Annotated in this window: 12 protein-coding genes; 6 read left to right on the forward strand and 6 right to left on the reverse strand. The window is 66.1% G+C overall.

The annotated features are described in order from the left end of the window. Positions 1-27: 27 nt before the first annotated feature. The 4 genes from F8S09_RS13680 to F8S09_RS13695 all read right to left on the reverse strand — a co-directional run bounded on the left by F8S09_RS13680 (position 28) and on the right by F8S09_RS13695 (position 8109). The gene (locus F8S09_RS13680; protein WP_194165355.1) at positions 28-2754 is read right to left on the reverse strand and encodes a DEAD/DEAH box helicase; all 2727 of its coding nucleotides are present in this window, start codon (positions 2752-2754) and stop codon (positions 28-30) included. A 68-nt stretch (positions 2755-2822) separates the two neighbouring features. Beyond that, positions 2823-3377, reverse strand: coding sequence for a hypothetical protein (locus F8S09_RS13685; RefSeq protein WP_152872051.1), 555 nt, complete (start codon positions 3375-3377; stop codon positions 2823-2825). 3086 nt (positions 3378-6463) lie between these two features. After that, entirely contained in the window at positions 6464-7351 is an 888-nt protein-coding gene (locus F8S09_RS13690; protein ID WP_152872052.1) for a ParB/RepB/Spo0J family partition protein, read from the reverse strand. After that, complete coding sequence (locus F8S09_RS13695; protein WP_322618833.1) at positions 7348-8109, reverse strand: ParA family protein; 762 nt, start codon at positions 8107-8109, stop codon at positions 7348-7350. The genes F8S09_RS13690 and F8S09_RS13695 overlap by 4 nt, the downstream gene beginning before the upstream one ends. 367 nt (positions 8110-8476) lie before the next feature. Between F8S09_RS13695 and F8S09_RS13700 the strand changes: the two genes are divergently transcribed. From F8S09_RS13700 to F8S09_RS13725, 6 genes are all read left to right on the forward strand, one after another. Further along, complete coding sequence (locus F8S09_RS13700) at positions 8477-9901, forward strand: replication initiator protein A (protein ID WP_322618834.1); 1425 nt, start codon at positions 8477-8479, stop codon at positions 9899-9901. A 161-nt stretch (positions 9902-10062) separates the two neighbouring features. Beyond that, complete coding sequence (locus tag F8S09_RS13705) at positions 10063-10707, forward strand: MerR family transcriptional regulator (protein WP_322618835.1); 645 nt, start codon at positions 10063-10065, stop codon at positions 10705-10707. Between the two features lie 182 nt (positions 10708-10889). After that, the gene (locus tag F8S09_RS13710) at positions 10890-12152 is read left to right on the forward strand and encodes a vWA domain-containing protein (RefSeq protein WP_152872053.1); all 1263 of its coding nucleotides are present in this window, start codon (positions 10890-10892) and stop codon (positions 12150-12152) included. Between the two features lie 114 nt (positions 12153-12266). After that, on the forward strand, positions 12267-12530 hold the full coding sequence (locus tag F8S09_RS13715) for a hypothetical protein (protein ID WP_104992442.1): 264 nt from the start codon (positions 12267-12269) through the stop codon (positions 12528-12530). Positions 12531-12908: 378 nt separating this feature from the next. Further along, positions 12909-13352 (forward strand): hypothetical protein, encoded by a 444-nt coding sequence (locus tag F8S09_RS13720; protein WP_194165356.1) that lies wholly within the window; start codon positions 12909-12911, stop codon positions 13350-13352. Positions 13353-13355: 3 nt separating this feature from the next. Then, on the forward strand, positions 13356-14324 hold the full coding sequence (locus F8S09_RS13725; RefSeq protein ID WP_152872054.1) for a helix-turn-helix transcriptional regulator: 969 nt from the start codon (positions 13356-13358) through the stop codon (positions 14322-14324). A 194-nt stretch (positions 14325-14518) separates the two neighbouring features. Here F8S09_RS13725 and F8S09_RS13730 read toward each other — a convergent pair whose 3' ends face one another. Both F8S09_RS13730 and F8S09_RS13735 read right to left on the reverse strand, forming a co-directional pair. Further along, positions 14519-19741: a DUF3320 domain-containing protein gene (locus F8S09_RS13730; RefSeq protein ID WP_152872055.1), complete on the reverse strand. Its 5223-nt coding sequence runs from the start codon at positions 19739-19741 to the stop codon at positions 14519-14521. After that, the gene (locus tag F8S09_RS13735; RefSeq protein ID WP_152872056.1) at positions 19738-22626 is read right to left on the reverse strand and encodes a DUF3320 domain-containing protein; all 2889 of its coding nucleotides are present in this window, start codon (positions 22624-22626) and stop codon (positions 19738-19740) included. Before F8S09_RS13735 ends, F8S09_RS13730 begins: the two co-directional genes overlap by 4 nt. Positions 22627-22692: the final 66 nt, after the last annotated feature.

Genomic DNA, 22692 nt, shown 5'->3' on the forward strand with positions numbered 1-22692 from the left:
CTCTGGGCCGGTCCAGGAGCTGGCCTCTTACAACCAGGCGAGTTGTTCACCTGCAGCAATCTCTGCTTCCGGCACCGGCGTCGGTTCCCAGGCCACGCCAGTCAACACGTACCCCGCAGGATGTAGCTCGTCACTCGAGCCCCGGGCCAGGAGGTCGTGTAACTGGTGCTCGAAGCCCGGCCAGGCCCCAGCGTCCAAGGTGGGTTCCCCCGGCTCGTCGGACGCCGATTGGAGCAACCATGCGCTGAATTCCGGCGGGTTGACCTGCACCGCTTCTCCCTGGCGCCGCAGCACGGCGTAGCTCTCGCTCAGCGGACGGCCCCGGTCGTCCTGCCAGCGCAACATGGCGCAGGCCGTGCCGTCTCCGGGCAACGAGGTCTGGGCGACTTGCCCACCGAAGGCGTACTCCCTGGCCATCTCGAACAGCACCTTTAACAGCCGAGAGCTGCCGTCAAGCAACAGGGCCTTCGCGGTGCGCGCCAGGGTGCGCTCGAAGGCGACGCGCTGGTTTTGCTTGAGGTCGAGCCGGCTTTGCAGCTCCTCCGGCAGCTTGATTTCCCAGACCCGGTCCCCGTAGAGGCGGTGGCTGATGGCGACGCCCAGCTGGGCGAACATGCCCTCCACAAAAGCGATCAGGTGCTCCTCACCCATCGGCAGCTCGCCCCGCAAGGCCTCTGGGTCAAACCCACTGGAGAAGCGCAGGAGGTCGTTCTGTTGCTGGGCAGCCTGGCGCGCCCGTTCCAGCGCCTCCTGAATGCGTTCCTGGGTGCGCTGGGGCGTGTGGGCGGCGGCCTCGGCCAGAATCCTTTCCACATCCAGGAAACTGGCCAATTCACCAACGATGTCCTCCCGCAGGCCTTCCCGGTACTCGTCGGCCACCCCGGCCATATCGGCAGCCACGGCTTCCAGACGGCCATACATCTGCAGCAGGATGTCGTCGTCGAGGCTGCCCTGCACGTTCAGGTTGAACACCACCACCGGCTTCTGCTGCCCGTAGCGGTACAGGCGCCCCACCCGCTGCACCAGGCGCATCGGGTTCCACGGCAGGTCGTAGTTGACCAGGATGTGACAGCGGCGCTGCAGGTTGAATCCCTCGCCGCCCGCCTCGGTGGACACCAGAAACTGCCCGGCCTCCTCGAAGTGGTCGATGGAGGCCATCCGCTCTTCCAAGGTCTGTCCCCCATGGATCACGTCCACCCGGCCCGGTGCGAGGCTTTGGAGGGCCGCGACGAGGTAATCCTGGGTCGAGCGGTACTCGGTGAAGATCAGCACGCGCTCTCCTGGGTTGGTTCGCAGGATGCTCCTCAAGAGGGCGCTGGTGAAGGCCTGCAGCTTGGTATCGTGGGCGCGCAGGCTGCGGGCCAGCGTGATGAGCCCCTCGAGCATTTCCGTCTCGCCGGAGAAGAACTCCATGCGGCCCCCGGTAATCTCCTCCTCGCGTTCCACGAAGGGGCTATCCTCCTCAACCTCCACTTCCGGTATCCCGGCTTCCTCGCGCAGCTGGGTCTGAAGGCGCACCAGCCGCCGTTCCAGGGCACCCTGGATGGCCGCCACGCTGGACGCCGCGAGCTTGCGGTAGATCGTCATCACGAAGCCGGTGGCGATGTTCCGCTGCCCGCCCCGACGGCTGGCCTCATAGCCGTGGCGCAGATATCGGCGCAGCGCGCGGTCGAAGGCGTCCTCTTGGTCGTTCTGAGGTGCAGCCACCGCGTGGGTGACCTTCCCCTTGAAGATAAAGTTGCCGTGCGCGTCGGTCACGTCCGCCTTGCGGTTGCGGATCACCATGCCGGAGAGCAGCTGTGGCTCCATCCGCAGCCTCTGGATGCGCTCACGCCACACCGGGCCAGGCCGCAGCAGTTCCAAGAGGGCCTCGAACTTGTCGGGGTCGCCTTGATGCGGCGTGCCGCTGAGCAGCAAGACGTTCTCGGTCAGGCCCCGCAATATGGACGCGAGGTGGTATCGCTCGGAGGTCTGGTAGGTCAGCCCGTAGAGACTGCGTGACAGACGGTGCGCCTCATCGAACACCACCATGTCCCAGCGTCCCGACTCTCGGAGCAGGTCGAGGTGTCGTTCGTGCTTGAAGCGGTCCATCGAACCGATCACCACGTCATAGAGCGGCCACTGGGCCGGGTCGCTGATCTCGAAGTCCCGGCCGTAGATCACGGCCTGACCCATTCCGAAGCGGGTGCGCAGCTCGTTCTGCCACTGCCGGGTCAGGCCCGCAGGCACCACCAGCAGGAAGCGGCGCAGGCCCTGCTGCCGGAGGGCCGAGAGCAGCAGGCCCACCTCGATGGTCTTGCCCAACCCGACGTCGTCGGCGATCAACCAGTTGAGGTTCCCACTCTGGAGGATGCGGCGCACCAGGTGCAGCTGATGCGGGAGTGGGTCGATGTCCACCTGCGCGAGGGCCCCCGTCGTGCGGTGCCAGTGTTGCAGGGCCAGCGCGAGTTGACGAAGGCGGAAGCGCTCGGCGAATCCGCCCGGTGGCCGGACGCCCGCTTCGACCATCGACCGGGCGCTCCAGATCGGCACGAGGTTTTCCCAGGGCAGCCAGTGACGTTCCGCCCCTTCCCAGAACTCAACAAGGGCCTGCTCCCGACCCCCCAGGGTGCGCAGCTCCAGGACGTGCCCCTCACCCAGCGACGGGCGCAGGCTGCGTGGCTGTTCCTGCACCGCCTGGCCAACCGGGAGACCACACCGCACGTCCTGCCGGGCCACCCGCGCCGAGCGGCCATCTCCCCAGGTGACGGTCAAGCGTCCACCTTCGTGGCCGGTGACGGTGCCCACTTCTCCGCTCCGTGCATGCAAGACGTACGCCCCGACTACCGGAAGGAGCATCGCGCCTCCTGGGCACACAGCCAGTACTCGAGGTCCACGTCCGGGTCGGCCCGGTCGAGGATGGCCCCCAGGCGCTGGGCGAAGGCGGGCAGCGACCGTTTGGAGCAGGCCACCTCGGCGTACTCGTAGAGCCGCTCGATCAGGATGATCATCTCGTCGAGGCAGGGCACACCGGCCGAGCGCCGGATCAGGGCCAGTCCCAGGCCCCAGGGCAGGCTGTCGTAGCGGCTGGTATAGGGCGACCGGAAGTGGATCTGCTCATGCCAGTAGGCCCGCAGCTGCAGCATCAACTCGAACTCCTCGGGCGTCATGCCGCACTCGATCTCGCGCTCGATGCTCTCCCGCAGTTTGCCCCAGTTCTCGCGGTCGAGGGCGTCGGCCAGCGCCAGGAAGCCCCGCTTCCAGTGGTACTGCTCACTGATGCGCACGGCCTCGCGCTCGGCCCGTTGGCGCCGGGTCAGGCGGCCAGGCGGCAGGAGCGGTTCAGGTCTGGCCGGGTCCGGTGAGCGTGCCTGGCCGGGCAGGACCGGGCCGGGCATCCGGATCCGCTGCGGCGTAGGCGGCAGTGGTGGCACCGACACTGGAGGTCGCACCACGTCTGGGAGTGGACTGGCGAGCAGCGGCTTGGACAGCGAACCAGATCGCCCTTGGAGAGGCGGTACAGGCAGCTCGGTCCCAGGCCTGGGAGCCGTCACAGGCGCAGGGACGGGCGGGAATGCTGAAGCTCCGGCCAGGGACGGCCCCACGTTGTGTGCAGTGACTATGGGTCTGGGCGTCACCGCCACACCAGGCAGAGGAGGCCCGCCCAGCGGCAGGTTCACCGCTGGTGTGGGCCTGCCCTGAACGGGTGGAGGCACCGGAGGGATGGACTGGGCCAGCGGCGAACTGCTTCGGCATTCTGCGGCGAGTCCAACACCGAGGCTGGGCTGAGCCGACGCGGACCCAGGTGAGCTGGACGTGGGCGGCGACGGAGGTGTGGGCGTGGGCCGGGCCTCTCTGGTCTGGCTCAGCCTGGGTGCGCTGGGAGAGCGGCAGGATGCGGCCTGCCCTGGAAGTGGCGGCCTCGGCACTGGCGCAGGTGCCGGGTGCTCTGCGTTAGGTATGGGACGCGCAGGCTCGCTCTTCCTGCCCGGCACAGGTGGTGAGGGGACAGGCGAGGCTGTTGGAGACCACTTGGAAGGCGCAGCACCGCCGGGTAGGGAAGCCGGTGCAGGCTGAACTGGCCCCGGTCCCGCACCGGCCTCCATCCTTTCCAACGCCAGCCGCAGAGCCGCAGCATTCTGCTCAGGCAAGGGCCACCTGGCCCACAGTGGAGCCATCTCCGCTTCGAGTTGCCCCATCCGTTCCTGGGCCTGCTTCCACTGGGTCCAGAGCGCCTGCGCCTTCGCGCGACCCTCCCAAAGACGCTGCCAGTCCCGCGGGTGCGCCGGGACGCCCAGGGTTCGCCGCAACTCGGACCAGGCCGTCTCCCAGCGCAGGGCACGGCGGTCATGGTCCTCCTGCTCCTGCCCCCTCCGGCTCCCCGGGGTAGGGCCGCCCACCTCCTCCCACTCCGCGAGGGCCTGCACCAGGGCATGTGGCAGAGACCGACTCACCAGGACCGCCAGACGGGTGGCGTTGAGGCCTGGCCCCGCCCACTCCTCCAGCGCCTCCTGGCACATGGCGGCCTGCCCCGCCGCCGCCCCGTGCCGGATCAGGAGGAGGCGTGCTGACTCCACCTGGTGGCGTTCCAACACCGGGAACGAGGGGGAGGATGCTGGTCGTGCTCCGTCGGCGTGAGGCCGTGGGCGCGAGGTGGCCGGAGACGCGGTCTCCCCTGTCCTGGCCCGCCTGGCTTCCTCCTGCAGGTACAGCCGCTCTGCCCTGGCCTGCTCGGCCTGGCGCTGCTCGTACCTGGCGCGTTCCTCGGCGGCGAGAGCCGCCAACCGCAGGTTTAGGCTCTCCAGAAGGGCGGTTCGTTGTGCTCGCTCCCCGGCGCGGCGTGCAGCCTCCCTCTCGCGGGCCTCACGGGCCAGCAGCGCTTCCTCGATCTGTGGCAGCACCCGGCGCAGGGCGTCGACCCCTTGCAGATCGGAGGGCCACCCGGACCAGAGGCGCTCCAGGGACCGGGTGGCCTCCTGCAGGAGCTGGCGGGCCTCGGCCCCCGCCCGCCATAGCCGCCGCACTTCCTCGCGCTGCTGCCAGAGGTCTTCCCAGACGGGCCAGTCCGGGACCTTGTGCAGGCGCTGGGCGTTGGTCCAGGTCTCAGCGGCATGGGCCTCGGCCTCGGCCAGGCGTCCCTGAGTGTCACGCAGCCAGACATCCAGCTCTCGCAGCCTGGCCTCGAAAGCCTGGCGCCCAGTGTCTGCCCGCTGCATCCGTTCGGCGAGCGCGTGCTTCTCCTCAGCCAGCCGGGTGCCGAGCTCCGCTGGAGACGGTGCCGGTCTGATGCCTAGGCTGGTGGCCCTCAGGCTGTAGGCGGTCAGGCCTTCTTCCTCCGCATGCCGGGCCTGATCGATCTCCCGTTGGAGCGCGGCGGCCTGGCCGGACAGGGCACCCCATAGGCCCGCGAGACCACGTCCTCGCTGCTCCCCCTGCCGGGCAAGCAGCCGGGCGAGGTGTGCTCTCGTCGCCAGGATCTGGTCCGCCAGTGGGCGGAGGTACTCCAGGGCCTGGATCCGGGCTTCCGCGTCTGCCTGCTCCCGCTGCTGCTCGGTGGTCAGAGCGTGCAGACGGGCCGTGAGCATCTGCTGCTCGATCCGCCTGTCCCGGAGTTCCGGCCTCCGGTGACGGTTCAGGTCCTGCAGCTCATCCCGTGCGGCCATCCCCGTGGCCACCGCGGGAGGAAGCTCGGCGGCCAGCAGGATCCCCAGCCGCATGCTGGTGAAGCTCGGTCCGTCCCAGGCGCGCAGGGCCTGTCGGTGACGGCTCAGCGCGGCGTATGCCTCGTCGTACTGCTCCAGCACACGCCGCACCTCCGAGAGTTCCTCCACGTTCATCACCGGGACGGAGGTTGACCTGGGTTCCGGTTCCTCACCCGACATCAGGTAACGGGCCGCGCTCATCGGGCGCTCCCTTTTTTCCAGACCGGCCTCCGTATGGGCCGGACGCTGCTCATGTTCATGGCTCCTTTACCATGCCACGTTCGGACGTCATCTGTTGACGCAGATGCGCACCCTCCCAGATCCAGGGCCAGTGGATCTGCATGGGCTCCTGCATATCAATACGCCCTCAGCCCGCCGCGATACCGCGAGAGGCGGTGACAATCCCGAGCAGGTGCTTGATGGCCCGGCCATGCTGGGTGATCAGCACGGCGCTCAGGCGATCCTCTCGCCGGATGTGGTCGTTGAACGCCCCAACTCAGAACGTATCGTCCATCAGACTTGACCGTTGAAAGTGCTCCGAATGGGCCTTATGGCGGGCCTAATCACCTATGGTCTTGAAGGAGCCCCCGTCCCGTCGGAAAACAACTGGCAGCAGCGGTGGGCATGTCGAGATGCAAGGAGACCAGGGCGAAGACGCCGCAGTGCGAGGGGGACAACCTGCTGTTCTCCTCGCCACCATTCACTCTGGCGACTGCCATCGAAACGTGTACAGCAAAGCAAAAATCATCCGAATGGGTAACGTTCGTATATGTACGAACAGATCAGTCGCCCAGGGCTTCACGGACTGCGTCAGGCATCTTCGCCAACCAGCGGTCGACTGCTTTTCTGGCTGCTGGCTGAAGGTTGTTCAGAAAACGGGCACTCCCCAATACGCGAGCGACTCGAAGGGCGTCTGGCATATGCGTTTCTTCCTGTCCCCGACTCAGCCGCCTGATCTCCTTTTGGATTTCCAGACGGCTGGCACCAGCCTGAGCGAGCGCGATGAGAGCGGCGTGATGCTCCCCGGGAGCACCAACGATCATCACCCCGAGGGTAAATGGCAGTCCCATCCGAACGGCTTCCAACACCACGGGCGGCCATTTCAGAATGCGCAGTTTGTTCTTCGTGAAGGACTGCCACGTTTCGCCCAGTGCCGTAAAGACTGCTTCCAGTGTCGTGTGATCCTGGCCTGGTTCCTCCCGGAGCAGCTGCATCAGGCGTGCGCGAGCAGCCTCACGTGGAAGGTTGAGGACAGACGCGACCAGATCAAGCTTGGCGTCGACCTCATCCACCGTGTTGAGATTCTCGCGCTGCAGGTTTTCCAACAGAGCTGCTACCCGGGCTTGCTGGTCGTCAAGATGACGGATGATAACCGGCACCTCCGCCAGCCCCACAAGCTGCGCCGCACGCCAGCGACGTTCACCGGCGACAATCTCGTAGCCACCCTGCACAGGGCGCACCAGCAGGGGCTGAAGAATCCCCTGGGCACGTATACTCGCCGCAAGACTTTCGAGGCCAGCATCGCCGAAGGCACGGCGAGGTTGAGCTGTGCCGGACTGGAGTCTGTCGACTGGCAACGTCTGCTCCATCACAGGCGCTTTAACCAGATCAGCGGTTTGTCCGAGAAGCTCGTCCAAGCCTTCGCGGCGGGGAGGGCGCTTACGGGTCATGCGGGCACCGCCAGACCGAGGACGCTCGCCACCTCACGTGTGACCCGCTGCACGTCCTGATGGACGGGTGAACCCGGCGCGTATACACCGACGGGTTGCCCGGCCATGCTCGAGTCCAGCCAGACAGCAGCGCGTTCCGGAATCGGTTCGGCTAAGGGAGAGAGATGTCGGCGCAGGTCTTCCAGAACCTCCCGATCATGCGAGCGCCGGACGTCATATAGCGTGGGAACATACAACGCCACCGTGAGGTCAGGGCGAAGGCGACGGTACAGACTGGTCGCCTTGTGCAGGCCGGGCAGCGCATCCAAGCCCTTGGTACGTACCGGAATGGGAACAATCAGGCAGTCTGCCGCCGCTGCGCCCAAGATGGCCAGCTGTCCAAGGCTGGGGGGACTGTCGATCAGGACGACGTCGTAATGCGTCCGGACCGCTTCCAGCGCCTGCCGGAGGAAGAGTTGAGAGCCGGGAACGCCGAGCATTCCCGTTTCAGCCAGGGCCAGATCCACCTGGGAGGGCACCACGTGCATGCCGTGCACCTCCACCGGCTCAGGGAGGGGAGCACCCTCGGTCGCCAGGGAGTACACCGTGCTGGAAAGCTGCACCCGCCGCACACCGAGCCAGCTGCTGAGGTTGGCCTGCGGGTCGAGGTCAATTAGAAGGACGCGGTGCCCGGCCTGACTCAGCTCGTAGCCGACGTCACGCGTCAGGCTGGTCTTCCCGGCGCCGCCCGCATGATTGAAGATCGTGGCGGTGATCACGCGTGCACGATACCGCCTGGAGAAACGCGAGAAAGCGAAGGGACAATTTGTCCCAGTGACACACCCGTTGTTTTCCCGCCAGCCTCGGTGACACACCCGTTGTTTTCCCTGCGGCTCTCGGTGACACACCCGTTGAATTGGTTGGGTTCACCCGGTGACACACTAGTAGTTTTGAGCCAGCGCCGAGTGACACACTCGTTGCATCTCCGGTGACACACTCGTTGCATGCAGGTGACACACCCGTTGCAAAAAAATCCCTCCCGGTGACACACTGGTTGCGTTTTCCGGGATATACGGTGACATACTGGTTGCGTCCTTGGTGACATACTCGTTGCATCGTCGGAGTTTTCCCCGTCCTGCACGCATTGTGCACCGATACCCTGATGATGACATCAATTCATTTCTTTTCTTCTTTTTTTCAATCAGTAGCGGTAAAATCATCATCAAGCCCTTGAAGATCCTGCCTCGCCACCACGATGACCTGAACCTCTCCCGCCTCAACCTGATCGTGGCACTCGACCAGGTGGAGATGCAGGAGTGGAACGTGACCTACGAGCTGGGCGGCCGTATTGTGCGGATCAGCTGCGAAGCGGGGGTGAAGTATGCCGTTCCACATGGGCTGGATAGTGACGTGAGCGCGGCTCTGATCAACCTGTACATCGACGAGGGTATGCCTGAGGACGGCCGCATTATGGTGGCTGCCACCGCCCTGTTGAGGTTATGTGGCTGGCATAAGTCCGGCAAATATCTCGGTCTGCTGCGTCAGTGTCTGGAGCGGCTTCATCAAGCGAACTACACCGTTTCCGGTGGCTGGCGCGACCATCCCAATCGCCGCTGGACGCACGCGAAGTTCCATTTCATCGAATCGCTCAACTTCACCACGCTCGATGCAACAGGCCACTTCGACGAGCGCTCCATGATCATCGTTCGGCTGGCCGACGACGTCGTCGCCAGCATTCGCAGCGGCTACGTGAAGCCGCTCGATTCGGAATTCATGTCCTCGCTCTCCCGACCACGGACCCGGGTCCTGTACCGGGTCCTGGACGCCGCCCGGATCAACCCAGAGGACCCGGAGCGTCAGGTCGACACCCTGACCTTCCCTGTGCTGTCCTGGGGGGACCAGTGCAAGATTCCCAGCGATGGTCAGGCGTGGCGCGTGATCCGGGCGTTGAGTGCGCCCCATCAGGAGCTGATCAAGCGGGGATACCTGGCGGAGGTCGTGCTGACCGGACGGGGCAAAGACCAGACGGTACGCTACGAATTCGCCCGGGACTTCACCCAGGTCGACCCAGCATTGATGCGGAAATTTCGCGAGTACGGAGTGGCAGACGGCATGGTACGCAAGCTGGTTCGGGAACACGGTGAAGCGTTTCTTTCAGATACGGTGACGCGCTTCACGGCCCTGTTGACCTCAGGTGTTCTGGTGGTTCGCAAAACCAGGGCGGCCGCCCTCATGCACCTGATCCAGCACCCGGATGATTACCCGTATCCTGCTCCCGCTGCGTCAGAGGTCAAGGCGAAGCGTGAGGTCATGGAACCTATGCTCACCGAGCCAAGCCTTGAGGAAGACTTTGCCGGTCTGTCGCCCGAACGTGCGGCTGAACGCCTCATTCGCCGACTCGACCTTCATTACAAAAAGCTGTTGAAAGCCGCCGACTACGACCTGCTGCGTTTCCAGGTTCGGAATGGTCATGTCTCGCCAGCCGAGGTCTTGAAAGCCGGGATTGCGGCCGTGGCCGCGGGACAACGGGAGCAATTCATAGTGGAGTTGAGACAAGCCGCCAACCAGTGATGTCGTCAAAAGTGGTTGCCAGGCACCCCGGAAGTGGGTTGCGTTGAGGTGCTTCCCAAGCAGTCTCTCCCGTACGTTTCAGCTTCGGCCAGAATGCGGAGCCAGGGAGGGGAGAGGACCATGACAACGCCGCCTGTCATGGTGTTTGCTACGCTGGGGCTGTGATTGACGTTCAGGCCGACTGGTCCGGGGGCATCGAGGCGCTGGTGGAAGAAGCCAACCTCTGGCTTGCCCGCCTGCTGCCCGCAGACCGGGCCTCGCGGCCCAAGGATGAGGTCAACCCCCGACTGGTACGTCACTACACCACCCAGGGGCTGTTGCCGGCTCCACGGCGCGAAGGGCGGGACGCCCGGTATGGCCGGCTCCACCTCATGGCCCTGCTGGCCCTGCGCCGCCTGATGGCCGATGGACTGAGTGGCAGGGCGCTGATAGCGGCTCTGGGCGGGCAGGATGAGGCAGGTTTGGAACAGCTGGCGCTGGAAGGCGTTCTGGAGGGGACGAAGGGACCCGCAGATCGGGAAGACAACGAGGCGCTGGGGTACCTGCGCCAGCTCGCCGTCATGGAGGCTCCAAGACGCGCACGGGTGGTCAAGCCCCGACCCCCTACGCCGGTCCCCGCCGCCCTCCCGGAGTTCCTGCTGGAGCCCCGGAAGAAGGTGAGCCAGACGACCCGCGTAGTGGTGCGGCCTGATCTGGAACTGCAGATTGGCCGGGATTTCAAGTGGCCGACAACCGAGCCGGAGTGGCGCGCTCTGCTCCAGGAACTCGGTGCGACGCTGCGTGACGTGTGGGGGCAGCAGGAGTGAGCGTCATCCGTTGACACATTGGAGAGAGAAGATCAGGCAGACGGGGATGACGACTATCCATCTTGTTGACAACTAGGATTGTTGCTATATCATCTTCGTACGGACGAAGACCGTCTGCAGCGCTCTGAATCACCGCCGGACTGTGTGGCGGTGAACGCCTCACTCTTGCCTGGAGACCCGCCATGACTGACCTTCACCCTCAAGCGCCCCGCATCGAACTCCTGCCCCTTCAGGCCGCCCTTCCCGCGGGTCGGGACAGCGACCTCACGGTGCTCGCGCGCATTTCCCCGGCTGCCGTCCCCGCGCAGAGCGGCCCGCGCCCGCCCCTGAACCTCTCGCTGGTCATCGACCGCAGCGGCAGCATGGGTGGCCGACCACTCGAGATGGCCCGGCAGGCGGCACAGGTGGGCCTCCGCAAGCTGCAGGCGCATGACCGCGTCAGTGTGGTGATCTTTGACGACGAGGTCGAGATGCTGATTCCCTCGCAGTCGGCCGCCAACAGCGAAGAGCTCTGCCGCGTGGTGGAGGGCATCACTGCGGGGGGGTCCACGGCCCTGTACGCGGGCTGGCTCGACGGGGCCATGTCGGTGGCACAGCACCTGGATTCACAGGCGCTGAACCGCGTGCTGCTGCTGAGCGACGGCCACGCCAATGTGGGGAAGCGCCGCGTGGGGGAGATCGTCCCGGACGTCGCGGGCCTCACAAAGCGGGGGGTCAGCACCAGCACCATCGGGCTGGGCATCGGCTACGACGAGGATCTGCTGCGCGGCATGGCGGTGGCGGGCGACGGCAACTTCGAGCATATCGAGGACCCGGAGCAGCTTCCCCGTTACTTCGACGCGGAGTTCAGCGGGCTGGCCCGCACGACCGGGCACACGGTGAGTTTCGGCATCGAGCCAAATCCGGCGCTGGGGAGCCTGCGGCAGGAAGTGCTCAACGACCTTGGGCGCAACGACCTGGGCCGCTTCCAGCTTCCGAACCTGATCGCGGAGCGGCCTCTCGAGGTGATCTTCACCCTGCACGTTCCGGCCCAGCCGGAACAGGCGGACGTTGGCGTAACCCGGGTGCGCCTGGCGTGGACCGGACGTGACGGGGTTCGCCGCAAGGCGCGAGCACAGCTGAATCTGCCGGTGCTGTCCCCGGAGGCCTACGCGCAGGTGCCGGAGAACGTGGAGGTCGGGCTGGCACTGGAGTTGCAGCGCAATGCGCGGGCCAAGCGGGACGCGGTGAGGCGTCTGGATGCCGGCGACGTCCTGGGGGCGCAGGCCGTGCTGCGTGAACGTCAGCAGGTGTTCGGTGTGGTGGCGGCGCAGGCCCCGGCACGGCTGCGGATGCAGGAACTCACCGAGCTGGAGGATCTGGAGCGGAACGCCGCGCAGAATGCCAACCTCGCCCGCAAGCGGGCCTCGAGCCAGAACTACAACCGCAGCCGCAGCAAGTTCTGAGGTGGGTTGAGGAATGAGCGGGGCTGCCGCGTCATCGGTTGACGCGGCAGCCCCCGGTTCAGTCTGTCAGGCGGTGACGCCTGGCAAGGTCATCCTGAACATAGGAGGTCACCCATGCGCGAGCTGGTCATCAGTGTCCACGCGGCCCAACGCTACCAGGAACGCTTTGCGGGAAATCTGAGCTGGCCAGCCACCCAGCAGCGCCTGCGCCGGTTGCTGCGCCGGGCCCGGTTTCGTGGTGTGCGGCCCGGCCAGGCGAGGCTCTACGCCCTGGGCGACATGCGCTTCGTCGTGGAAGACGGTGTACTGGTGACGGTTTACCGCCTGCACTACCGTGACGTGCCTCCCGTGGAGGACCTGTGGTGCCTGGCGAGCTGAGGGCGGGGCCGCAAATGTGCGGGCGTGGTCAGAGGGTGAAGGCTAGGGTGGAGGCGTGACCTGTCTGCTGCATCACCCGGCAGCCCGTACCCCGCTGATGACTGTGGGAGGGGGTGTTGATCCCACGCTGTTGCCGGTGGTGCCGATCGTGTGCGTGGGGCCAGACCTGCGCAGGAGCTGCAGCTGCAGGTACGTAAGTGCCGCGTCTTGCGACCTTTCCTGCGGCCTTGCACCCGTTTGCCGGAAAGGGCCTACTGGTGTGGCTTCCACGTGGCCTAGGACACGGCCCAGCGGCCGGAGGCCTTGGACCATGTTCCATCCCCTTCCAACCGCCTGCGCCTTTCAAGGCGTGTATGGCGCGGCCTTTGAGGAGACGCCATGACGGAAACCAAAAGTGATTTCACCTCGCTCCCGGAAATCATTCCGACCCCCTACGCTTCGGCAGTGCTGGACTTCCTGGCGGAAGAGGGGTTCCGGCCCAACCTCGACGAGGATGGCGACGTCTATTTCAGATTTGAGGGGATGACGTACGTGGTGATCACTCGGACCGACGAGCCTACGGTCCTGACCTTGCTTCTGCCACCCTTCTGGCCGCTGGAGGATGCCGCCGAGCGGACGCGGGCGCTGGAAGCTGCAATGGTCGCCCACCGCCACGTCCGCATCGGCCGAGTCACTGTGCTGGACGACAACGTGGTCGCCAGCGTTAATGCGTACCTGCCGGACGAGAACAGCTTCCGCGCCGTGCTGCTGAGCAGTCTCGACGGCCTAAAGTACCTGGCGCTGAAGTTTCGGGAACATATGCACGCTCAGCTGGAGAACTGAGAGATGACGGCCACCACCAAGACAGAACGGATTCTCGACATTCTGCAGCTGCTGGGAGACGGCGAGTGCAGCGCACGTGACCTTGTGCGGCGTCTGGGGCTGCCAGAACATCAGCTTCGCAGCGTGCAGCGTGACTTGCGGACACTGCTGGACCGCAACGTCTTGGAGGTGGCCTCATCTGGCCGCTACCGCCGTCCGCTCGGGACCAGCAGTCTCAACCCGGTGGAAGCCCTGGCGGTGTACTCGGCAACCCGGATGATGTACCACCACGCGGCGGAGTACAACGAGCACTATCTCCGGGCGATGGACAAGCTGGCGCGTCAGCTTCCGGAACGGGCGCGGCGTGTGGCGACCCTCGCGAGTGAAGCCTACCGGGGCAAACCCAACGCGGGCGGCTCCCGGACGTTCGAACTGGTCGCACAGGCGTGGCTGGAGGGTCGGGTGCTGCGCTTTCAGTACCACTCGCTCCAGAAAGTCAGCACGGTTGAGCTGGTGATCTACTTCATCGAACTCAGTCCACAGAACCGTCAGGCTTACGCCATCGGGGTCAACCGCCTCAAGGAGGGCGACCGGCCCTTCGTCTTCCGGCTCTCGCGGATGCGGGAGGCCCGGCTGCTGGCCGATGAGGGCGAGATTCCCGAGGATTTTCATCCCCTGAAATTCCTGTCGAACGCCTGGGGCATCATGACGGGCGATCCGGTGCGTGTGGAGCTGTTCTTCTCCCCGAGCGTCCGCGACCGGGTGGGGGAGACCCACCTGGGCGACAGCGCGGAAGTGAAGGTGTTGGGAAGCGGCCACACGCGCGTTGTCCTGACCGTGGGAGGCTGGAAGGAGCTGATCCCCTGGGTTCTGGGCTGGGGGAGTGAGGTGGAGGTGCTGGAGCCGCCGGAGCTTCGGGAGGCGGTCGCTGGGGGTCATCAGGCAGCCGCAGCCCTGTACAGGGCTGGTGTTCCTCATGGGGCTGGCAATTGAACTTTACCGGACGCCAGAACGGGAAGGGGTTCTGAACGAGAACGCCCCCCGGCACACACGGTGTCATCTGAAGTGGACAGGGTCACGGCACATTCGTGTCGGTTGTCCTGCCGCGGCGGATGACGCCGTTCCACCACGCTCATTTCGCCGCGTGAAATGGGAAAGTGGTGCCTTTCAGAACCCCTGCAGGAGCATCACTGTTTGCCAGAGAGCACAAGGGTGCCCTGCTGCTGGGTCAGCACGCCTGATTGAAGGGCAAACTCTATCAGGCCATCAATGCGGACCCTGTGGTCTGCCATGACTTTTTTCAAGCCGAGCAGCTCCAGACAGCCGGATGGCAGCTCCTGGCGCGTGATACCGACTGCTGAACCCACGACACGGTGGATGGTCCACAGCAGTTCCAGATCACTGACGTAGTCTAGGCTCTGCTCGTTCGCTGGACGGTCGGCCCTGGAACGGGGAAGCACCTCCAGGAGGCCAGGCAAGCAGACGAAAGCGCCCTGACGCTCCACCTGTCCAGTTTGGACCGCGAAGCTCAGAACACTGTCAATGGTGTCCTGGACCCGGACGCCCTTGCGGGTGATATTTGCGGCCTTCATTAAGCGCCGGGCCAGCACCTCCTGATGAATCGGACCCTCCTGACGCACGATCTCTACCAGGGCCAGCTGCAGCTGCTGTCGGTCCAGCTTGTGGAACTCCTCGCCGGAGCTGTGCAGTGTGGCTGCAGCTTCCCGGTACGGTGCGCCCTGCAGGACCAGGCTCTCGCTGACCGTGTCCGGCCAGAGCGATTCTTCCGTCTGGCCTCCAAGGGACAGGGAGTTGGAGTCCGGCGCTGGCCATGCCCAGGGGTCCTCGTCGGTGGACGGCGCGTCCTCGGCGCGAGGGGGCTCGGCATCAGGCTCTGGGCGGGCCGCGTCCTGGATGGCCTGCCGCACTCGCGCCAGCAGATCTTCCCGGGCGCTCTCCGGATCGCGGAACCACTCCACACTCCACAGGCGCAGGATCTGCCACCCGAACACCCCCAGCACGTCCTCGCGCAGGCGGTCGCGGTCGCGGACGCTGCGGGCCTGCTGATAACGCGGGCCGTCGAGTTCTATCCCCAGAACGTACTCGCCGGGCTTCTCCGGATGAACCACGGCCAGCTCAATGCGCGAAGCGCTGCTGCCCACCTGCTCGTGCACCTCGTAGCCTGCCCCGCGCAGCACCCCGGCCACCTGCTGCGGAAGTCCTACCTCCGCCTGAACAGTAGAAGCTGCAGCCTGCTGCCCCTGTCCCCGGGAGCGCTCGAGAAACTGCTTGAAGGCGTGCAGTCCGCGGTGGCTGTCGGTGTCGTTCAGGCCCGTGATGTCTTCGGGAAGGAAGTTGGCGAACACCTCAATGCGCCGGCGGGCCCGGGTGATCAGCACATTGAGTCGACGCCAGCCGTCCGCCGTGCCCAGCGGACCAAAGGCGCGGTAGAACTTCACGCCCCCTGTGCGGCCGTCTGGGGCAAAGCCGTACCCGACGCTGATCATGATGACGTCCCGCTCGTCTCCCTGCACGTTTTCCAGGTTCTTGACCACGAAGCGTTCAGGGGCCGTCTCGCTGAAAAACCGTTGGGTTTTTTCTTCCAGAGTGGGCACAAGACCCTCGATCCGGTCTGCGATCAACTTCTGCTGAGCGGCGCTGAACGTCACCACGGCCAGGCTTTCCTGAGGACGTTCCCGGGCGTGGCGCACCACCGCCTCAACCACCGCCTCCGCCTCGCCACGGTTGATGCGCTTCCCGCCGCGATCAAAGGAGGCTTCCCGGGGATCGAGGTGGTGGTATCTCAGCCCCAGGTCGTCGGCCTGCCCGCGCGCGCTCGGGAAGGTCACCAGTTCACCCTCGTAGAACGCCTCGTTGGAGGTCTGAATCAATGACTCGTGCTGACTGCGGTAGTGCCAGGTCAGGCTGCGGCGGTACCCCGCGTACTGGGCCTCGAAGAGCGACAGCAGGGATTCGAGTCCAGCGGTATCGTCCTCGTCTTCCTCGTCTTGTCCACTGGCCTTGCCAAAGAAGTTGGTGGGCCCCAGCTGCTTGAGGTCTCCCACCACCACCGCCTGTCGGCCGCGGAGAAGCGAGCCCAGGGCGTCACTGGGCCTGACCTGTGACGCCTCATCGAAAATGACCACGTCGAAGGTCAGGCTCCCCAGCGGGATGAAGTTGGCCAGCGACAGCGGGCTCATCATAAAGACCGGCTTGATGGCCTGGATGGCTTTGCCAGCCACCTGCATCAGGTCACGGATGGGCAGCAGCCGCTTTTTCTTCGCGAATTCCCGCTGCAAGATCCCCACCTGCCCGACGCCACTGGCCTGCGGCACCCGTTGCAGGTAGGCCTGCTGCACCCGCAGGCGGTTGAGCGCGAACCGGTCCAGGTCGAGCTGACGGAACTGCCGGCGGCGGAGGTCCTGACGCTGCCGATCGAAGCCGGCCAGGACCGGCCTGTCCTGAAAAGCATGGTCAATCAGCTCTGCGTACCACAGCAGCTCCGCAGCGGCTGGAAGCTGCCGCCCGCCCTCCCCCTGGGGAAGGGCCGCACCCAGGTCCAGCAGCCTGTCCAATCCGGCCTGCTTGAGGCGTGGCGCGAGGTTGTTCCAGCTGACCACGGCACTGAGGGCCTGCCGGTCGGCTTGCAGAGCGCGGGTCTGCTCCAGCAGCCTGTCCAGTGCGTCTCCACCGAAGCTGGGGTACTGGATGAGCTGCCGCACCTCACCAAGCGCTTCACGCACGGCGCTGCTGTGCCGTTCGAGGCTTGCCAGGTGGTCCTGGAGTGGCGTGCGGAGCGTCGGCGTGTTGGCCATCCCCACCACGAGCGTGGTGACCCAGGTTGGGTGGGTCTGGGCCTGCCAGTGGGCGAGCCACTCCGCTTTCGCCGTGAGGTCCTCCCACGGCGTATCGAAACCGCGCAGATGGGGCCCCAGCAGGGTGTGCAGGTGCTCGTCTGGCTGAGCTGCTGCCTCACGGGCCAGCAGCTCGTCGAGCTGAGGGGCCGTGACCTCGGTGGGACCGCTCAGCGCCCGGCCCAGGGCCTGCCACGCCAGTGTGACCGTACGGGTGTCCGGCTGGGGGACCCGGCACAGCCAGTCCACCAGTTGCGTGACCAGCGCCCAGGGCACCTGCTCCAACTCGCCGAGTGGCAAGGGGGATTGCCGGGCCGCCGCCACCTGCGCCTGCCGCAGTTCCTGGTACTGCTCGGCGCTGGCAAGAAGACCCAGCACCTCATCCAGAGGCCGGGATGCACGTAACCAGCCCTGTGCCTGACGGCGCGCCTGACGGACCCGGCCGTTCAGGAAGGCCAGTGGCGAGCGCCCCGCCGTGTCCAGAACCTCCCGGGTGTGCGCGAGGTCTGCCGATTCCGCGTCGAGGGCCTCCGGGTGCAAGTCCCGCAGCAGCTCTGCTTTCAGGGCCAGCAACTGCTCGCTCAGCTGGGCGACGTGGCTCAGGGTCTCCAGAACCCTGCCGGGTGCAGCGGGCACGGGCGTGTGGGCCGCACGGGCCTGCATCAGCCTCTGGGTCAGCTCACGTTCGAGGGAGAGAAAGGCGTCCTGACGGCCACGCATCATTTTCAGAGTGGCGAGGGCGTCTTCCCACCGAGCGGCCTCCACGGCCAGACCCCCCAGGTCCGGGGCCCCCAGCAGGGTCTGCAACTGCGTGATCAGCAGATGGACGTCAGGCAACCCCGCAGCTTCCGGAATCTGCCAGCTCTGGCCCTGGGCCAGTTCTGTGCGGAGAGCGTGCCCGTGCGTTTCAAGCAGCTCCAGGGCCGTAGCCAGGCGTGCACGTTCCTGGGGCAATTCCGCTGCCTTCGGGCTGCCCCAGAGGGTGAGCTGCTGCGGCAGGCCCCGCTGCGCAATCCACTCGGCGAGTTCTTGGGTCAGCTGCCGGGCCAGTGCCCACTGCTGATCGGTCCAGGTCACAGTCCCGAAGGGTGGCCCGCCGCTCTGCAGCAACTGCTGGGCGTTGGAGAGTTGCGCTTGCAGCGCCAGCAGGCGTCCCATGGCCTCAAAGGGTGTGGTCCGTCCACTTCCAGCGGGAGTATTCAGGGCGTGGGGGACGTCCTGCAACTGCGAGACCAGCTCAGCCAACCGCGCGTCCTCTCCCTGGTCAGGGACCGTGATGCGCCGCGCTTGCTGCATGGCCTGCTGCAGGGCGTCTCGCAGCGCCGTCTTCTTGGCGTCCTTGCTGTGCAGGGCCAGCACGGCGTGTCCCAGCCCCACCTTGCGCAGGCGGTCTTCCACCACGCTCAGGGCCGCTTCCTTCTCCGCGACGAACAGCACTGTTTTGCCCTGCGCGACCAGGCCCGCGATCATGTTGGTGATGGTCTGACTTTTCCCGGTCCCAGGCGGGCCCTGCAGCACCAGGTGCTGGCCCTGCAGCACGTGGTAGATCGCTTCGGCCTGCGAGCTGTCCGCGTCGAGCACGTGCCAGGCCCCAGGGCCCGTGGTGGCCTCGTCGAGGCTGTCCAGCACGGTGAGCCGCTCGTCGGACACCTGTCCGGCCAGCAGCGGCGCAATCAGGGGATGCTCGTGCGGCGTGAGTCCCTCGGGCCAGCTGCCCGGCAACAGGTCCCGGTACATCAGGAACTTCGAGAAGGAGAAAAAGCCCAGAAAGGCCATCTCGGTGTCGACGGACCACGTCACGCTGCGGGAGGTGGTCGTCTCGGGGGCAAACCAGTCCTCCAGGTCCGCTCCCGCCGATACGGGCGTCATGCGGCTGCGCAGCGCTTCTTCCACCTGCGTGAAGTAGCTGCTGGGCAGCAGGTCCTCGCTGGCGGGCAGCTCAGGAAGGGTGAGTCCCTGCTCCCGCAGTTTCATCGCCAGTGTGAGGTTGCCCTGCAACTCATCCCCGGTGTAGACCAGCCGGAACCCGTCCGAGCGCGCCTGGCGTTCCAGGGTCACCGGAATCAGGAGGAGGGGGGCGAGTCGTGGTGAGTACGGATCATCACTGGTTTTGCGGTCCTCGAACCAGCGCAACTGGCCCAGCCCCAGATACAGGCAGTGCAGGCCCTGTTCTTCCAGAAACTCGCGGCTGGTGCGGGCCGTCTGGATCAGGCGCTTTTGCAGGTCCAGGGAGTTGAGCGGCACCTGCACCTTCAGGTCGCCCTTGCGCAGCCCTGGCTGCCCTGCCCGCATGAACCCGGCGGGGTCCTCGTCGTCTTCCGGCAGGATGTCACGGGCGCCCTCGAAGACGACGGCGCGGCCCTCGGTCACCAGCGTGCGGAACAGCTCATCCAGCGATGGCGTCTGCAGTTCCAGACGCTTGGGTTTGAGCTTCCCCTTGGCGTCGCGGGTCACGAAATGCAGCAGCGGGTTGCGGGTACTGAGGTCGAGCAGCAACTCTCGGTGCCGGGCCAGGGCGAGGTTCACGGTCTCCTGGCGGCTGAGCGTATCGGTCATGCGTGGGTCCTTTGCATCAGGGCAACGATGCGGTCGCGGGTGGTCTTGGTCAGGCGCGCGAAGCCCAGCAGACGCGCCACCGTCACCACTTGCGTGTCGGGAAACTGATACGAATACATGGACTGCACGAGCCGCACGGCTTCCTGCAGTTCCTCATCGCACACCAGATCTACAGAACGGTGGGGCAGTCCGGCGCGGTCGCGCACAGGTGGCCGCGTCATGCCAGGTGGCCACAGGAAATCGCCGCGCTGCACCACCTGTCCGTTCTGGACGGCCTTCTGCAGCACCTGCTCCAGGGCCGCAGCAATTCGCGAACCGACCTTGCCGACCCCGTGGGCGATCGCCACGCGGCGAAACACCTCGTGGCGGTGCACTGGGCCTTCGGCCTGCACCACTGCCTCCATCAGCGCGGCCAGGTCCGGTGCGGAGCGCCGGAGCAGATCTGTCTGAGGTTGAAGCGGCAGGACATGCTCCTGATAGGGCTCGGTGCCAGCGGTTCCCAGGGCCACGTCAGAAGGCGCGGCCGTGGTGCGGCTCGTCAGCAGCGCGGCCGCCGCGTGAAAGCCGTTGGTCAGCGGAGGAGGACCGCCGCCGGGCCCTGGCACTGGGGGTGTAATGGACTCCGGAGACGTCACCGGAGCCGGGGAGGGCGGGGCAGGGGAGACAGAGACAGGGCGGGTCGACACCGGGGGCACGGTGGGCTTCATGGGCGGTTGAAGGTCCGGCAGGGTTTGGTCCTGAACCGGCGCGAGATGCAGCAGGTCCACACGGTGCAGCCCGGCCACGGCCAGCATGCGGCCGTCCCGGCTGATGCTGGCGCGTAGCCCCCGACCCCCGGGCGCGGGGTGCGCGGCCAGTGGCTGGCCACTCTGGACGTCGTACAGCAGCAGTTCGTCTCCCAGTACACCCAGCATGCGGCCACCTGGATTGAAGAAGAGGGTCTGGACGTCCCAGGGTGCCGCGAACGCACCAGTTTCACGTCCGCTGACGACGTCCCACAGCAGGACGCGTGCACCGTGGGACGTCGCGGCGCGCTGGCCGTCCTGACTGAGCGCGGCAGCAGTCACCGGAGCACCCGGAAGGGTCAGGGTCCGCAGTACCTTGAGGGTCTGGACCCGCAGCAGCGTCACGGCCGCAGCGTCTTGCCACAGCAGCAGTTGCCCGTCTGCAGAGAAGTGCAGGGCCTGGAGGTCAGCTTCCCGGCCCACCAGTTGCGCGACCTGGACCGTCCGCACCTCGCCGTTTTTTCCCACGAGAAGCTCACCCTCACGCCCGGCCGCCGCGAGCGTGCCCTGGTGGGCGGCCAGCCTGACGGGGACAAAGGCGAGATTCAGCGCCTCGTCCATCGCCTGTCCATGGAAATCCCAGCGCCTGACCTTCCCTCCGTGTGTCCCGGTGTACAGCCCCGTCCCGTCTGCGGCAGCCGCAGACGTGCCGCTGAGGTCCAGCAGCCGTGTGCCGCGGCCGCTGCCAAAGGCCTGGAAGCGCCCGCTGGTGCTCAGGGTCCACAGCACGTGCACGGGGTCAGCAAAGCCCAGTTGCACAACGTCCGCTGCCGCCAGCTCCAAGCTCTGAAAGCCCTGGAACTTCGCGGACAGGGCGGGCAGTGGGGGACGCTGGGACCGGTTCGTGCTCGGCGCCCGCCAGACCTTGTCCGGCGTGGGCAGGTGAACGGGTTTCGGCAACGCGGCCAGGGCCTCGACCGCCAGGGCGAACTCCGGCAGCTCCCCGGGCCGGTCGTGCAGCGCCCGCACGACACCCGGGATGAGTCGGGCGAGTTCCTCAGCGGCGAGGCGCAGGTCACCGAACACCAGCAGCAGACCCTCCTGCAGCAGCGGGAGAAGGTCGAGGCTGCGCTTCAGGGACGCTTCCAGGTCATCCGGGGTAGCCAGGCCCGGAAGTCGTCCCTCCCGGCGTGCCCACAGGGCCAGCAGCGTCTGTGCCCACATCCGTCCAAAGGCGCTTTCGCTGACTGCGGGACTGGCGAGGCGCTGGCGCTGGAGTTCCTCAGCCAGTTCCAGCGCACCGTAATCCTCCCGGCCGCCCTGAAGCAGGGCCAAGAAGGCCTCTGCCGTCTGAGGCCGCTGGGCCGGCTGAATCTGCAGGCCCTGGTCGATGGCCCGGCGCAACCCAGGCGGGTACGTCGGGTCCATTACGGGCAGCGGCGCTTCGCCTTGCAGGCGCGCCACGGGGACAGGGGGCACCTTCGCCGTGATGGCAAACAGCAGGGTGGCGGCCAAGGCGTACAGGTCGGTATACGGCCCGAATGTTCCCGTTTGCGCGTACTGCTCCAAGGGAGCGAAGCCGTGTGTGAGCACCACCGACATCTCGATCTGCTGGTCCGGGGTATACGGCCGCGCCGCTCCAAAATCAATCAGCACCGGTGTGTCGTCCCGGGTCAGGAAAATGTTGTCGGGTTTGATGTCGCGGTGCAGCAGTCCGGCACGGTGTACCACGTCCAGGGCACCGGCAAGTTGCCGGGCCATGCGTAGCGCCGTTTCCGGGTTGAGTGGGCCCTCGTCCCTCAGGCGCTGCATCAGGGTGCGGCCCTCGATAAAATCCATCACGATGTACGCGGTGTCGCGGTCCTGAAACACGTCTTGCACCCGGACCACATGCTCTGATGAAAACCGGGCCAGGGCCCGGGCTTCCTCCACGAAGCTGCGCAGCATGGTGCTGAAGTACTCCGGCGACAGGTTGCCCGGAAGCTGAAGACCGGTGGCGGTGCGGACACTGCCCTGCGGAAACAGCTCCTTGATCACGACCGTGCGCTGAAGCAGCGCGTCCCGCGCCTGATAGGTGATGCCGAAGCCGCCCTGCCCCAGTGTTCGGAGAATCTGGTAACGGGAACCTTGGAGGGGACTGGTGGGGGACAGAGCAGACATGATTCCTTTCCAGAGGTGGTGATGGTGAGAGGGGACGGACTGTGGCGATCATGTCAGGTGTCGTCT

It is taken from the genome of Deinococcus terrestris (assembly GCF_009377345.1).
Taxonomy (GTDB): Bacteria; Deinococcota; Deinococci; order Deinococcales; family Deinococcaceae; genus Deinococcus; species Deinococcus terrestris.